Source organism: Pseudomonas haemolytica, assembly GCF_009659625.1.
GTDB classification, from domain to species: Bacteria; Pseudomonadota; Gammaproteobacteria; order Pseudomonadales; family Pseudomonadaceae; genus Aquipseudomonas; species Aquipseudomonas haemolytica.
The window spans coordinates 1-13,374 of the sequence record NZ_VOIW01000001.1 but is presented as its reverse complement, the minus strand read 5'-3'; the positions used below and the strand labels follow the sequence as shown (position 1 = coordinate 13,374).

Annotated in this window: 12 protein-coding genes; 6 read left to right on the top strand and 6 right to left on the bottom strand. The window is 60.3% G+C overall.

Annotation, left to right across the window (positions count from 1 at the left end; genetic code table 11):
• The first annotated feature begins 12 nt into the window (after positions 1–12).
• Positions 13–1,182, top strand: a complete 1,170-nt coding sequence (locus FRT59_RS00060) for a hypothetical protein (RefSeq protein WP_153870107.1) — start codon at positions 13–15, stop codon at positions 1,180–1,182.
• A 138-nt stretch (positions 1,183–1,320) separates the two neighbouring features.
• Positions 1,321–1,845: an SET domain-containing protein gene (locus FRT59_RS00055; RefSeq protein ID WP_153870106.1), complete on the top strand. Its 525-nt coding sequence runs from the start codon at positions 1,321–1,323 to the stop codon at positions 1,843–1,845.
• On the opposite strand, the gene can is transcribed toward FRT59_RS00055, so the two are convergent.
• A complete protein-coding gene (gene can / locus FRT59_RS00050) occupies positions 1,842–2,486 on the bottom strand; it encodes a carbonate dehydratase (protein WP_010213394.1) in 645 nt (214 codons plus the stop codon). The genes FRT59_RS00055 and can overlap by 4 nt on opposite strands.
• A gap of 139 nt (positions 2,487–2,625) precedes the next feature.
• Between can and FRT59_RS00045 the strand changes: the two genes are divergently transcribed.
• Positions 2,626–3,030, top strand: coding sequence for a serine kinase/phosphatase (locus FRT59_RS00045; RefSeq protein WP_153870105.1), 405 nt, complete (start codon positions 2,626–2,628; stop codon positions 3,028–3,030).
• Between the two features lie 120 nt (positions 3,031–3,150).
• On the opposite strand, the gene rimI is transcribed toward FRT59_RS00045, so the two are convergent.
• A complete protein-coding gene (gene rimI / locus FRT59_RS00040) occupies positions 3,151–3,603 on the bottom strand; it encodes a ribosomal protein S18-alanine N-acetyltransferase (RefSeq protein ID WP_034117941.1) in 453 nt (150 codons plus the stop codon).
• Complete coding sequence (locus tag FRT59_RS00035; RefSeq protein WP_052224540.1) at positions 3,596–4,342, bottom strand: hypothetical protein; 747 nt, start codon at positions 4,340–4,342, stop codon at positions 3,596–3,598. The genes rimI and FRT59_RS00035 overlap by 8 nt, the downstream gene beginning before the upstream one ends.
• 187 nt (positions 4,343–4,529) lie before the next feature.
• On the opposite strand from FRT59_RS00035, the gene mksB reads away from it, so the two are divergent.
• Genes mksB through mksF form a run of 3 tightly spaced genes read left to right on the top strand, consistent with a single transcriptional unit; the run spans position 4,530 to position 9,341 of the window.
• Positions 4,530–5,807 carry an Mks condensin complex protein MksB gene (gene mksB / locus FRT59_RS00030; protein ID WP_153870104.1) on the top strand — a complete coding sequence of 426 codons (1,278 nt, stop codon included), beginning with the start codon at positions 4,530–4,532 and terminating at the stop codon, positions 5,805–5,807.
• Positions 5,797–6,504: an Mks condensin complex protein MksE gene (gene mksE, locus FRT59_RS00025; protein ID WP_034117938.1), complete on the top strand. Its 708-nt coding sequence runs from the start codon at positions 5,797–5,799 to the stop codon at positions 6,502–6,504. Before mksB ends, mksE begins: the two co-directional genes overlap by 11 nt.
• The gene (gene mksF, locus FRT59_RS00020; protein ID WP_034117937.1) at positions 6,501–9,341 is read left to right on the top strand and encodes an Mks condensin complex protein MksF; all 2,841 of its coding nucleotides are present in this window, start codon (positions 6,501–6,503) and stop codon (positions 9,339–9,341) included. Before mksE ends, mksF begins: the two co-directional genes overlap by 4 nt.
• A gap of 180 nt (positions 9,342–9,521) precedes the next feature.
• Here mksF and FRT59_RS00015 read toward each other — a convergent pair whose 3' ends face one another.
• Genes FRT59_RS00015 through FRT59_RS00005 form a run of 3 tightly spaced genes read right to left on the bottom strand, consistent with a single transcriptional unit; the run spans position 9,522 to position 13,087 of the window.
• Positions 9,522–11,825, bottom strand: coding sequence for a PqiB family protein (locus FRT59_RS00015; protein ID WP_153870103.1), 2,304 nt, complete (start codon positions 11,823–11,825; stop codon positions 9,522–9,524).
• Positions 11,818–12,441 (bottom strand): paraquat-inducible protein A, encoded by a 624-nt coding sequence (locus tag FRT59_RS00010; RefSeq protein WP_032878056.1) that lies wholly within the window; start codon positions 12,439–12,441, stop codon positions 11,818–11,820. The genes FRT59_RS00015 and FRT59_RS00010 overlap by 8 nt, the downstream gene beginning before the upstream one ends.
• Complete coding sequence (locus FRT59_RS00005) at positions 12,428–13,087, bottom strand: paraquat-inducible protein A (protein WP_153870102.1); 660 nt, start codon at positions 13,085–13,087, stop codon at positions 12,428–12,430. Before FRT59_RS00005 ends, FRT59_RS00010 begins: the two co-directional genes overlap by 14 nt.
• Between the last annotated feature and the right edge of the window lie 287 nt (positions 13,088–13,374).

Here is a 13,374-nt window from a genome sequence, read left to right as displayed (position 1 = left end):
AAGGAACCAACTATGTTTAAACCGACCAGGCTGTCCTTCACCCTGGCCGCACTGCTGGCGAGTGCGGTCGTACAGGCCGACATCGAAGTGCCATTGGGCAGCACGCAGCGTGTCACCCAGTTGTTCGCGTTTCCCAATAACTGCAACGTGATCTGTTTTCGCCCATGGACGCTGGAGCAAACCGCCGAGCATTACCTGAACCAGAGCCTGCAGCGTGATGGTTACAGCCGGGCCAAGGTCAGTGTTAAGACCCGCGACGGCCAGGTCGCGGCGACCTTCAGTGGCGTACCGGACACCTACGGCCAATCGTTGATCACCTTGCTCAACACCGCCGACCTGGCTTACCAGGGCGCCAGCCAGCTCAACAGCGACGGCAAGTGGGCGTATAACTGGTACCTGTTCCTGCCGCTGGGCATGGCACTGGAGAACCGCAAGAGCGTCGAATTGCTGCACTTTCCACCGGATTACTCGCTCACCCAGGCCCAGGACTACCTGGAGTCAGCCACCACCGACCGTTGGGCAGCGTTGCTCACCGACAACGGCATACCAGCCAGCGAAACACCGGCGTATCAAACCATCATCGATATCGCGCCCATCGCCGCGCCGTCCAATGCAGGGAAAGACCTGCAAACCGTCTATAGCTACTTCACTGACTACCAGACCCGCATGGTCAAGGAACTGAGCCTGCATGCCAACGGTTCACTGCCGATGATGGCGTTCGGCGCGCCGGTACGCAGTTGGATCAAGCAACAATACGGCCAGAGCGTGGGCGTGCTGGAACTGGCGCAGATAAGCCCGGCCGCGGGCAGAACCGTGTCAGTGCTGGGCGCCAACCACCCCAGCTACATCTGGTACGCGGCTGACCCGGCAAGCTATGACGGCGATGAGCAAAAAGCCGACGAGGCCGGGTTGAAAGTGATGGGGCAGGATTTGAGCGCGGCCTGCTGGCAAGCCGGTATGGGCCAGAAACCCGCCAGCGACGCCAATGTATTGCTCAAGGCCTGCCTGAACACCTGGCAGGTCACGCGTAAAGAGCAGACCTGTGCGTTGTTCTACACCTCGGTGCGCAACCTGCCCCCGGAGCAGGCTAACGCCAAATGCGCCACCCCGCCCATCAAGGCGCAGTTGAAACAGCTGAGAAGTGCCCCGCCCGCCCCCACTGCTCTGCCGCCTGTGCTTTGACACGAATAAACCGTCTCTACTGTCAAGTTTGACAGTAGATATAGGCTCCGACTTCGGCGACTCTTGGGCCGCGCCCATTTGCTGCAAGGCTCGCAGTCAGACAACCCGCAGGTCCATGCAGCCCAACTCAGGAGAGTGATGAAAACTCAAGCCATGGATAAGGCTAAGACCGCGGTGAGTGCCTGCCTCTATCCCTTCAAGACGCTACTCGTGGAACAGGGTTACCCTTCGACCGAGCACTTCCAGGTCCAGCAAGACGCGCATGGGATGACGACCGGAGTCATAGCGCGGATCGCTTTTGACAACCGCGTGCGCATTGCGCAGGTATCTGGCTATGCCGTCAGCGAGCGACGCCCGCACACGCTGCAGCTGTCTCCGCGCATCCACTTGTACGATGGTTGGTTCTGCGGCCTGTTACAGCACTCGTGCAACCCGAACGTGTTCTTGGACGCTACATATCTGGAGCTATGGACGGTACAAGCCATCCCCGCCGGCAGCCTGCTGACGCTCGATTACGCCACGACCGAAGACGCGCTGGCCCGGCAGTTCGCTTGCCAGTGCGGCGAGCTGAACTGCCGGGGTTGGATCACCGGCAGCAAGGAACCACTGAACGCCGAAGGCCAGGCCTTCATGGCGTGGTGGCGCGAGCACAAGCGGCCTTAGGCTTCACCCAACGGACGCAGGCGGTACTGCGGCGGCAATTGCTCGAAGCCACTGATGGTGGTGTTCAAGCTCTTCCAGCGGCCATCCTTGATGCCATAGATGCAGCCGTGGATCGACAGGCTCTGCCCGCGGTGCCAGGCGTTCTGCACAATGCTGGTATGGCCTACGTTGGCCACCTGCTGGATCACGTTGAGTTCGCACAGGCGATCGACGCGTTCTTCTTCAGTGGGCAATTGGGCCAGCAGGTCGCGGTTCTCGTAGTAGAGATCGCGGATAGTGCGCAGCCAGCCGTCGATCAGGCCGAACTGGCGGTCCTGCATCGACGCACGCACGCCGCCACAGCCGTAGTGGCCGGTGACGAGGATGTGTTTGACCTTGAGCACGTCCACCGCGTACTGGATCACCGACAGGCAATTGAGGTCGGTGTGCAGCACCACATTGGCCACATTGCGGTGCACGAACAGATCGCCGGGCAGCATGCCGACGATCTCATTGGCGGGTACACGGGCATCGGAACAGCCGATCCACAGGTACTCCGGGGTCTGCTGGCGGGCGAGCTTGGCGAAGAATTCGGGATCTTCCTGTTTGATCGCATCCGCCCAGCGTTCGTTGTTATCAAGCAGGTCTTGTAGTTCGTTCATCAGGGAAAGCCTCAGGAATGATGCGCAGTTTTGTGACTGACAACCCATCGTCCAGGTCACGCCACGCGCAAATTAGCTTGAATCTTTGGGGAGCCCAGCCTGTCCACACACTATAAGCCCCACAGTATGAGGATTGGCCATGACTGATTCACGACGTCCCTACGGTGCTACGCAGCCCGAACCCATTGATGACAACGAAGACCGCATGGGCTCGATGCGCGAGCTGGATTTTGACGAAGAAGAACCCACGGCGGAAATCGGCGATGAAATACCGCGCCGCGAACGCGAGCACCTGCTGCCCGACGAACGGGTGCGCGAAGCCGGGATGACCGGGGCTTCGACCGCTGATCATGAATCGACTGATGACGATATGAGCCCGGAGACGCTGATCCATGAGGATGGCGCACGGGATGCGCGAGAGGCCGGGGAAGACAAACCTGCCGACTTCGACCTCAGCATTGTGGACGAGGATGAGATTGGCGGCGGCAATGGCCTGGATGAGGCCGAACTGGCCGATATTGACCCTGTAGACCGTAACCGCTGAAAAAACGCGGTTCAACATGTGGGAGGGGGCTTGCTCCCGATGGCGGTGTGTCAGGCACTTAAGTAAGTCACTGACCCACCGCTATCGGGAGCAAGCCCCCTCCCACATCTGGATGTGTAATTAGTCGACCAGCGTGCAGGCCATCACGACTGCATCTTCGCGACCACCAACCGCCGGGTAATAGTCCCGACGCCGGCCAATTTCATTGAAGCCATAGCGCTCATACAGCCGGAACGCCCCGCTATTGCTGTCACGCACTTCCAGGAAACACTCCCGGGCATTGGCCGCATACGCGCGGGACATCAGGTGCTCCAGCAACGCCAGGCCCAATCCGCGGCCCTGGTTTTCCGGTTTGACGGTGATATTCAGCAAATGCGCTTCATCGAGAATGATCTGTACCACCCCGTGGCCCACCTGCTGCTCGCCCTCGAACATCAGCCAGATCTGGTACTTGCCCAGCCCGTCGAGAAAGATCCCACGGGTCCAGGGGTGGCTGAACGCCGCGTATTCGATTTTCAGCACGGCGTCGAGGTCGGCCTCGGTCATCGGGCGGAAGGATAAAGCCTCACTCATCAGTTGTTTTCCAGCGCGCCATCAGCCGGCGCATGGCTTGCCAGACATCAGCCTTACGCTGTGGCTCTTCCATTAATAATTCCAGGCCCGGCAGGGCCCACACCGAGCCCAGGCTGTCGACCTGCAGCTCGCGGTACCAGGCCTCGGCATTGGCTTCGCCGGCAAACCGCACGGCGGGCAGGCCGATCAGCCACAGGCACACGCAGGGTTCATCTTCCAGACGCGCCGAGACAAACCCCTGGACAAAATCCCGTGCAGCCTCTGGGCCCTGGTCCATGGTGCCGCGCACCAGCAAAGGCCAGCGCACCGGCTCACCGATGATCTGCGGGCTGTCGGGCAGGCCGGCGGCGCGCAGCATGTCCTTGAGCAGCAGGTAGGCTGGGTCGCGGGACTGGAAACGCTCGCCAGTGGGCAGTTCCACCAGCAACAGACAACGCCCGGCCCGCAGCAATTGCAGGGCAAAGCGTGGCGGCGGTACCACCGGCGCCTTGACCACCACCGCAGCTTCTTCGACCACCTTGGCCGCCTTGGTCACCGGCGAAGGGCGTGGCACGTCGATCTTGGCCCGCTCGACCGCCGGGCGCGTTTCGGGAGTGGGTTTGACCACCACCACGGGCGCGGCCGCCTCTTCTCCCGAAGACTCGAACGCCTCATAGGGCTCAGGCGCCTGCAACAACTCCGGCCGCGACGGCGCGGCAAACGGCAGTTCGGTGCGGGGCAGCCAGTTGACCACCTGCATGGCGGTCAAGTAAGCGCGACGTCGGGACTCGATAAGCACAGCTCGGCCACTTGTGGATAAGTAAAGAGCGGGGATTCTACCGCTGTTCGGTAACAATCGCCCACTGTGCACTGACCGGCTGTGGATAAATCCCGCGCCTGATGCAGTACAATCGCGACTTTTAATCGCCAACCAGCCGGCCATTCCCATGATCGAACCCAAGCGCGTCCTGCGCGCCCTCGCCGAACACTGGGCCTTACTTGAGCCTCTGTGCGAACACTTCGACCAAGGCACCCTGAGCCTGGGCGAGCTGCGCGCACAGTTGGCCGCCCAACAACTGGACAGCACGCCCCAGGACATCACCAGCCTGCTGGACGTGTGGATTCGCCTGGATATCCTGGTGCCTGTGGCCAAGAGCCCGAACCGTTTCGAGCTCAACGCGCAGATCCACGACTTCCTCGCCTATCTTCGCAAGGAGCACCGGCTTGGCCTGTGCCTGGAAATCGAAGCCTACCTGCGCCATCTCGAGCGCCTGGCCGGTTATATCCAGGACGCCTTCGACATCCGTGACGGCCATGACCTGGCCCGGCAACTGCGCCTGCTGGACATGCGCGTGCGCGACGTGCTGAAAAAACTCGCCAACGACGAACAGGCCCTCGCCGCCGTTGCCGACCGCGCCAAGACCAGCGACCGCCAGATCCCGTTGCGCCAGCGTTACGCCGAGGTCTTGGCGACGTGGGACGAGTATGTCGAACCGATGATCCAGCTGGTGAACGCCGACGGCGCGTTCGAGCAAGGCGTGCGCAAGGTCGAGAACGTGCTGCTGCGCATGCTCACCGAGCAGCAGCGTCTCGGCCACCTGGTGGACGACGATATGCTGCTGCGCACCCACGCGCGCATCCTCGAAATGCAGACCAGCGCCCAACTGACCTTGCGTCATGCGCGGGAGTTGCTGTTGCCGCTGCGTGAAGAAGCACGCCGGCATAATGCTGTGACCCGTGGCGCGGCGCTGGCCCTGTCGGCAATTCGCCGTAAAGGCCTGGACGCGGTGCCACAGGCCGCAATGCCAATGTTCACCCGGCCACAAAGCACCTTCCTCGGCAGTGCCAGCCAGGTCGAGGCTTATGTGTATGCCCTGGCGAACTTCGAGCCCAAACCGGCACGTTTCCCCAAGGCGCACAAATCCCACAAGGGCGAAGCCCAGCGCGCACCGCGGACGGTCAAGGAAATGCTCGAGCGCTGCGAAGACGCGCTGCCAATGCCCGACTTGATGACCTGGCTGCTGGAGCAGGAACCGGACGGCGCCACCGACGAATTGCTGTACTGGTTCTCACGCCTCTCGCGGGAAAAACGCTTCAAACGCGAGCGCCTGGAACGTCGCGACTACAACACCCACGAGCACCAGGTCAGCCTGCGCTCCTTCGCCCTGCTCCCGGCCGGCTCTGATGCCGCCGAGAATTCTGCGAGCACCCCTTATGCATCTTGATCTATCCGAACTGTCCCAGCTGGCGCCGATCTTTCGCGAGCTGTTCAAGGGTTACCACGTCAGCCGCCGCGACCCGGAGCTGTACGCGCAACTGTCGAACTTCCAGGACCAGTACCGCACACTGTTCAAGGCCCTGGGCTTTGAGTTGGTGTGCGATACCCGCGGTTTCTACTACTTCGTGCCGGACACTGCCGTGGCCGCAGCGCAAGTGAACAAGACCGCCCAGCGCCTGGCCTTGTTTACCTTCATCATCGTCGAACATCTGGCCGACCAGGGCCGCGACCCGGTTGCCGTACTCGACGGTGGCAGCCTGGGCCGCGATGAACTGCCTTCGCTGCTGGAGAAATACCGCGACCTGTTTATCCAGGCCGAAGTGCAGACCCAGGAAGAGCTCGAAGAAAAAATCATGCGCCGCATGACCCAACTGGGTTTTGCCAGCGAAGACAACGGCATCTACCGCTTCCTGCCGCCGATGCACCGTTTCCTCGATGTGTGCCTCTCCGTGCAACAGGACCGCGACCTGGCCGCCAGCGTGCACAGCGTATTGCCGCTGCCGGCGCCGGTGATCATTGACGAAGACAGCGATGAAAAACTGCTGAAGACCGATGACCCGCTGGACCTGAGCGGTTTCAATGAAGAAAGCGAAGAAGATGCCCTGGCCCGTGCCATTGCCGAAGAACAGGAGACCGACGCATGAGTAAGGAACGCTACGGCATCCGCCGCTTCGCCCTATTGAACACCGCTGGCTACAGCCTGGGCTTGTTCCCGCTGGAAGAGCCGCTGTCGGTGTATGGCGCCAACAACCTGGGCAAATCCGCCTCGATCAACGCCTTGCAGTTCCCGATCCTGGCGCGCATGTCGGACATGAGTTTCGGCAAGTACACCCTGGAACAATCGCGGCGTTTCTACTTTGCCACTGACACCAGCTACATCCTGGTGGAAGTCTCCCTGCCTCACGGCCCCCACGTGATCGGCGTGGTCGGGCGCGGCCCGGGCGGCGGTTTTGGTCACCAGTTCTTTGCCTATGCCGGCAAGCTGGACCTGGCCCATTATCAGAAAAACGACACCTGCCTGCGTCAGAAAGAGCTGTTCACCAACCTTGAGCGCGAGGGCCTCAAAGCCTACGAACTCAAGCCTGATGAACTGCGGCGCTTGCTGGTGGGCGGCCATACGTCGATCCCGCTGGACCTGACCCTGATTCCGCTGCGTTCTACCAGCGAACAGAGCTTGAAGACCTTCCGGGCGCTGTTTATCAACCTGCTGCACATGCGCGAGATCACTGCGGCCAAGCTCAAGCAGCTATTCCTCGATGCCTTCGAACACAGCCTGCGTTCCGGCAGCGTCGATTACATCGCTGCGTGCGAAGAAGCCTTCCGCGATGTGCGACGCATGGAGCAGGACTACAACTCGCTGGTGGCTGCCGGGCCGTTGGTCGAGGCGCTGGCCAATGGCGTGAAACAACGCGATGCCTTGCGCGGCAAACTGCATCGCCTGTCACCGCTGCTGGATTCGTTGCTGGGCACCTGGTCGGACTACGCCAGTGCGCGTAAGGAAGAGCTGACCATCCAGGCCGAGCACTACCGCAACGAGCAGGACGCGCTGCAAAACGACCAGCGCGGCGGCACCCAGGAGCTGATGCGCCTGGAGCGGGAAATCAGCGGCATCCAACGTTGGCTGGGCGAGTTGTCGGTGCTCAAGCACCGCTTTGCGCTGGTGGATGACGTCAAGGTGCTGGAGCAGCAATTGCTTGCCGCCAAGGATGCTCACGATGAACTGGCGGGCGCTCTGGCGCAGTCGCGGCAGTTCAGCGCCGAGGACTTGGAAGAGCGTCTGCGCGATCTGGAAAAACGCTTGAAGTCAGTCAAGCAGCAGCTCGATCACGCGGACAACAACAGCTACGCCAAACTGCGCGAAGAGTTTTCGCAGCAGGATGTCGAGCGCCTGATGCGCCTGTTCAACAGTTCGCTGTTCAGCCTGCCACTGGGTGAACATGGCATCACCCTGGACGAGGACGGCCAGTGGGTCAAATCCCTGGAGCAGATCCTCGATGGCTTCAAGGGCGAGCGCTTTGAAGTGCCGGGACTGTCCATCGACATCTCGCACATCGAGCCACCAGCATTGCAGGCCCTGGCCGATCGCGCCGCGTTGCGTGACCAGAAAGAACGCCTGGAAAAAGAACTCAAGCAACTGAAAACCCAGCAAGCCGTGGCTTCCGACCGGGCGGCGAGCAAGACCCAGACCGAAGCGCTGTACCAACAGGTGCTGGACGCCCAGAAAGCCTTGGAAGACTTCCGTCGCACCCAGACCCTGAGCGCCGAAGAAGGCGAGAAACTGGAAAACCTGGCGCAGATGGAAGCCGCCCAGGACGAGTTGAAGCGTTCCAGTGATGCCTTTACCGAGCGCGTGCAGCAACTGTCGGCCAAGCTGCAACTGGTCGGCCGTCAGATTGGCGATATGGAAGCCAAGCAACGTACGCTGGATGACGCGCTGCGTCGTCGTCAGCTGTTGCCGGCGGACCTGCCGTTCGGCACGCCGTTCATGGACCCGGTCGACGATTCCATGGACAACCTGCTGCCGCTGCTCAATGACTATCAGGACAGCTGGCAGGGCCTGCTGCGCGCCGATGGCCAGATCGAGGCGCTGTACGCCCAGGTGCGCCTCAAGGGTGTGGCCAAGTTCGACAGTGAGGATGATGTCGAGCGTCGCCTGCAACTGCTGATCAACGCCTATGCACACCGTACCGATGAGGCGCTGACACTCGGCAAGGCACGCCGTGCGGCAGTCACCGATATCGCCCGTACTTTGCGCAACATCCGCAGCGACTACGACAGCCTGGAACACCAGCTGGCGTTGTTCAACCGCGAGATCAACAAACGCCAGGTCTCCAACCTGCAAAGCTTCCGCATCGTGCTGGCACCGAACAAGGAAGCCCTCAAGCATATCGACCAGATCATCCACAGTGCCGGTCAGTATGAAGAAGGCGAGACGCTCTCGGTGTTCGACCTCAGCCAGAGCGCCGAGCAGGACAACAAGAACGAAGAGGCCAAGGAATACCTGGCCCGCCTGGTGGCCGCCAACCATAACCAACTGGGCCTCAAGGACTTGTTCGAGCTGGCGTTCGAGATCACCAAGGTACACGGCCAGCCGGTGATCCATACCGACATCGATGGCGCTGCGTCCAACGGCACCACCATGACCATCAAGGCGCTGACCAACATGTACTTGTTGTTGCACCTGATGGACCGTGACCAGGCCGGTCGTGTGCGTTTGCCGTACTACCTGGACGAAGCGGCGGACATCGATGAAAAGAACCAGGCCGCATTGCTGGAAACCAGCCTGCAACTGGGCTTCGTGCCCATCCTGGCGAGTGTGAAGCCGCAGGTGTCCGCCCAGGTGGCGATCGACCTGGAAGGCGGTAGCGGGCCGAACGGCATCTACATCGACGAGGCGGACTGGAAGTATATCCGTCGCCATGATGTGGTGAAGGCGACGGTGAATGTGCAGGCGGACGAGCCGGAGTTGGATGAAGTCTGACGTGCTGCGTTGAAATGCAAAAAGGCCGCGATCTTATGGATCGCGGCCTTTTTTGTGAGCGTTGAAGTGATTTGAAGGGCCTCATCGGGGGCAAGCCCCCTCCCGCAGTTGCCCGCGTTTATCCGGTAGGAATGCGGTCGAATGTGGGAGCGGGCTTGCTCGCGAAGACCGCGCCTCGGTCTACTTGCCCAGTGGAATCTTAGGCGCCCAAGTCAGCCACTCGTCCTCAAACTTGTCGAATAGAGGGAAGGTCTGCTGCGGCCGTGCCGGGTTACCCATGCGCTCGCCATCAGGCGTGGCAAAGGCGATACCGCCAGCCACCAGAGTCTCCAGCGACTCGGTGCGCACCGTGGCACCCTTGAACAGGCCGAAGTCGAGCCCGAAGCCACTGGTATTCCAGAAGCGGCTGCCACTGCGCACCAGCGGCGCGTATTTGGGCTCGATCAGGATGTGCACCAGCACGCGGTCGGCGGTTTGACCCAATTCATAGCCGGTGACTTTACCCACCGTGACTTCTCGGTAAGTGACCGGCACGCCTTCCTTCAGCGAACCACGGCGTGCGGCGCTGAGTGTGAGGCTCAGGCCCGCTTCCTGATGGACAGCCTCGGGTGGCTGGGCCAGGGCAACAAAATTCTTCTGCGGGCCTGCGTTCTTCGCGGCCGGTAGCACTTCGATATATTGGCCGGTGACGAGGGTTTCCAAATTGGCAGTCTTCATCAGCCCCAGTTCAGGCTTGATCACCCAGAACTGGCTGCCCGTACGAGCGATGCGGTCCGCCACTTGGGTGATTCGCGCCTTGAGCAGCACCGACTGCATGTCGGCACTGAGGTCGACACTCTCGATCTTGCCCACGTCCAGGCCTTTGAAACGCACCGGTGTGCCAGGGCTCAGGCCGTCGGCGCGGTCAACTTTAATGGTCACCAGAGTGCCATGCCGGTTGGCAGCCTCACGGTCTGCAAACAAGCGGAAGCGCGGGATGCGTCGTTTCAACGGTACATTCGGTTCCGGCGTTTCGAAGGCGATGCCGCCAGACATCAGGCTGGCCAGGGATTCACTTTTGACCTGAATACCGCCGGTCAATCCGCCGGTGAGGGTGACACCGCTGGCATTCCAGAAACGCGTCGAGCCGTTGACCAGGCTTTCATATTCTTTCTCGATATGAACACCGATCACTAGTTGTTTTTTCTTGCGTGAAAACTGGTAGCTCTGAACCGAACCTACTTTGACCTGTTTGTACAGAATCGGGCTGCCCACATCCAGCGAACCCAGGCTGTCGGTGAGCAGTACCATATGCAGGCCAGGGGAACGCAGGTCCAAAGGCGGCGCCTTGGCACGGGCCACGTACTCACGTTGTGGCGGCGTGCCTTTGTCACCCGGGCGGATCGCGATGTAGTTGCCTTTGACCAATGCCTCCAGGCCGGTGATGCCTGCCAGGGAGATGGAGGGTTTGACCACCCAGAATTGTGTGTCCTGGACCAGGTAGTCCTCGGCCAATGGATCGAGGGTCAGCTCAGCGCTGGCACTGGACAGGTCCGGGTCGATCTTCAGGGTTTTCAGGCTGCCAACCTGAATGCCTTTGTACATGACTGGGGTTCGCCCGGCCTGGAGGCCTTCGAAGTCGGTGAGCTTGACCTTGACCTTGATGCCCGCTGCAGCGGCGTCAAAATCTTCGTATAAACGGAAAGGCAGGCTCGGGTCGGTGGGCGGGCTGTCTTTGCGATTCTCCGGCGTGGCGAAGGCAATACCACCGGCGACAATGCTCGAGAGCGATTCGCTGCGCACCTTCACGCCGGAGAGGTTGGCGTCAATGCTGATGCCGCTGGCGTTCCAGAAACGCGTGTGTTTGCGCACCAGGTTGGCGTAGGTAGGTTCGATGTAGACCTTGATTTCGACGGTGCTCTGGTCTTCAGACAGCAGGTAGCTTTTGACCTGGCCGACCTGGATCTGCTTGTAGAACACTGGGCTGCCACGGTTCAGCGAGCCGAGGCGGTCAGCCTTCAGGGTCAGGTGCAAGCCAGGCTTGGCGTCGGATAACGGGGGTTCTTCGGAGAGCGCCTTGAACTTGCGTGTAGGCTCACCATCCCCTGGGCTGGCGGCGATGTAGTTACCCGATACCAGGGTTTCCAGGCCGGTGATGCCAGCGAGGCTGACGCTGGGCTTGACCAACCAGAAGCGGGTGTTGGTCTTGAGATATTGCTCGACGTCCTTGTTCATCTCGATGGTGGCGATCACCCCGCGATTGCTGCCCTCGTCATCCAGGGCCAGGGTCTTGACCTTGCCCACGGTCATGCCTTTGTAGACCACTTCGGTCTTGTTGACCTGAATGCCTTCGCCACTCTCGAAGCGAACCTGGATCTCGATGCCTTGCTGGGAATAGGCACGCCACCCCAGCCATCCACCGATGATCAGAGCAATCAGGGGCAACACCCAAATGGCCGACCAATTGGAGGCCGGGCGGGTTTTAGCTTTAGGCAAATCACTCATGGTCGTCGTCCGACTCCGTGTTATCCCAAATCAGTCGGGGATCGAAAGTTACTGCGGCAAGCATCGTCAAGATCACCACACTGGCAAACGCTGCAGCGCCGAGATTGGCCTCGACACTGGCAAGCCGCCCAAAGTTAACGACCGCCACCAGGATGGCGATCACGAAGATATCCAACATGGACCAGCGGCCAATGAATTCGATAAAGCGGTACATCACAATGCGTTGCTGCGCGGACAGCGGTTGGTGACGCTGTACCGAAAAGAGCAACAGGCCGATGCCTACCAACTTGAACGTCGGCACCAGGATACTGGCGATAAAGACCACAGCGGCGATGGGAAACATCCCGTGCTGCACCAACTGGATCACTCCTGCCATGATGGTACTCGGGTCGCCTTGACCGAGGGAGTTGACGGTCATGATGGGTAACAGGTTGGCGGGAATATACAGAATCGCCGCGGTGATCAGTAATGCCCAGGTGCGTGTGAGGCTATTGGGGCGACGCGCATGGATCAGCGCACCGCAACGGGTGCAGAGTTGCTCATCGGTATCCGCTTCTTGCTTGTTCAATTCATGGCATTCGGTACAAATCAGAATGCCCGCATCAATCGCCCGCATGGTCATTCTCTCCAGACAGTGCTTGCCAGATCTGGTGGGGCGACATCACCACCTCAAGCAGAACTTGAACCATTAATAGACTGACGAAACAGACCAGACCCAGGCCGACCGTGATAGAGGCCATATCGGCGAGCTTTACGATTGCCACCAGCACGCCCATCAAATAGACCTCCAACATCCCCCAATCCTTCATGTGGTGGTAGATGCGGTACAGCAGCAGCCCGTAATTGCGCCCGATGTTCCAACGGATGCTGAGCAGCACTGCCAATTGGCAGAGCAGCTTGAGCAAGGGGATGCCCATGCTGCAAAGGAACACCACAGCAGCAACGCCTTGCATGCCGGTATCGAACAGGCCGACGACGCCGCTCCAGACGGTGTCCTCTGAGGACTGCCCGAGTAGATTGAGCTGCATGATGGGTAAAAAGTTCGCAGGGATGTACAACAGCAGTGCTGCGATCACTAAGGCGAGGCTTCGCTCGACCACATTGTGGCGGTGAGCGTAGAGCTCGTAGCCACAACGTGGGCATTGGGCTTTTTCGCCGAGGGCGAGCGTTGGTTTGCGCATCAGCAAGTCGCACTCATGGCACGCCACCAGGTCGTCCAGTGGTAAATCCGACACCTGACGGGCATCAACCGGTTCGGGCATAGATAGGGCTCTGACTCTAAAAATGGTTAGGTGGCTATTCTAATGGCCTGGCTCGGAAATAACTGTGCAAATTTGTCGGGGGCTGAGGCGTTCAGAGAGCCGGGGGTAGCGTCGACAATCTTCGCGAGTTGGCCGCTACAGAGATGGCCGGCATTTTTCGAGCGCCCAAAACAAAACCCCAACTGCTTTCGCAATTGGGGTTTCGGAATTTAATCTTGACGATGACCTACTCTCACATGGGGAAACCCCACACTACCATCGGCGATGCATCGTTTCACTACTGAGTT

Bases quoted from the DNA above. Each gene is read 5' to 3' on its own strand.
- FRT59_RS00060 (WP_153870107.1), top strand. From the start codon at position 13: ATGTTTAAACCGACCAGGCTGTCCTTCACCCTGGCCGCACTGCTGGCG.
- FRT59_RS00055 (WP_153870106.1), top strand. From the start codon at position 1,321: ATGAAAACTCAAGCCATGGATAAGGCTAAGACCGCGGTGAGTGCCTGC.
- can (WP_010213394.1), bottom strand. From the start codon at position 2,486: ATGAACGAACTACAAGACCTGCTTGATAACAACGAACGCTGGGCGGAT.
- FRT59_RS00045 (WP_153870105.1), top strand. From the start codon at position 2,626: ATGACTGATTCACGACGTCCCTACGGTGCTACGCAGCCCGAACCCATT.
- rimI (WP_034117941.1), bottom strand. From the start codon at position 3,603: ATGAGTGAGGCTTTATCCTTCCGCCCGATGACCGAGGCCGACCTCGAC.
- FRT59_RS00035 (WP_052224540.1), bottom strand. From the start codon at position 4,342: ATGCAGGTGGTCAACTGGCTGCCCCGCACCGAACTGCCGTTTGCCGCG.
- mksB (WP_153870104.1), top strand. From the start codon at position 4,530: ATGATCGAACCCAAGCGCGTCCTGCGCGCCCTCGCCGAACACTGGGCC.
- mksE (WP_034117938.1), top strand. From the start codon at position 5,797: ATGCATCTTGATCTATCCGAACTGTCCCAGCTGGCGCCGATCTTTCGC.
- mksF (WP_034117937.1), top strand. From the start codon at position 6,501: ATGAGTAAGGAACGCTACGGCATCCGCCGCTTCGCCCTATTGAACACC.
- FRT59_RS00015 (WP_153870103.1), bottom strand. From the start codon at position 11,825: ATGAGTGATTTGCCTAAAGCTAAAACCCGCCCGGCCTCCAATTGGTCG.
- FRT59_RS00010 (WP_032878056.1), bottom strand. From the start codon at position 12,441: ATGCGGGCGATTGATGCGGGCATTCTGATTTGTACCGAATGCCATGAA.
- FRT59_RS00005 (WP_153870102.1), bottom strand. From the start codon at position 13,087: ATGCCCGAACCGGTTGATGCCCGTCAGGTGTCGGATTTACCACTGGAC.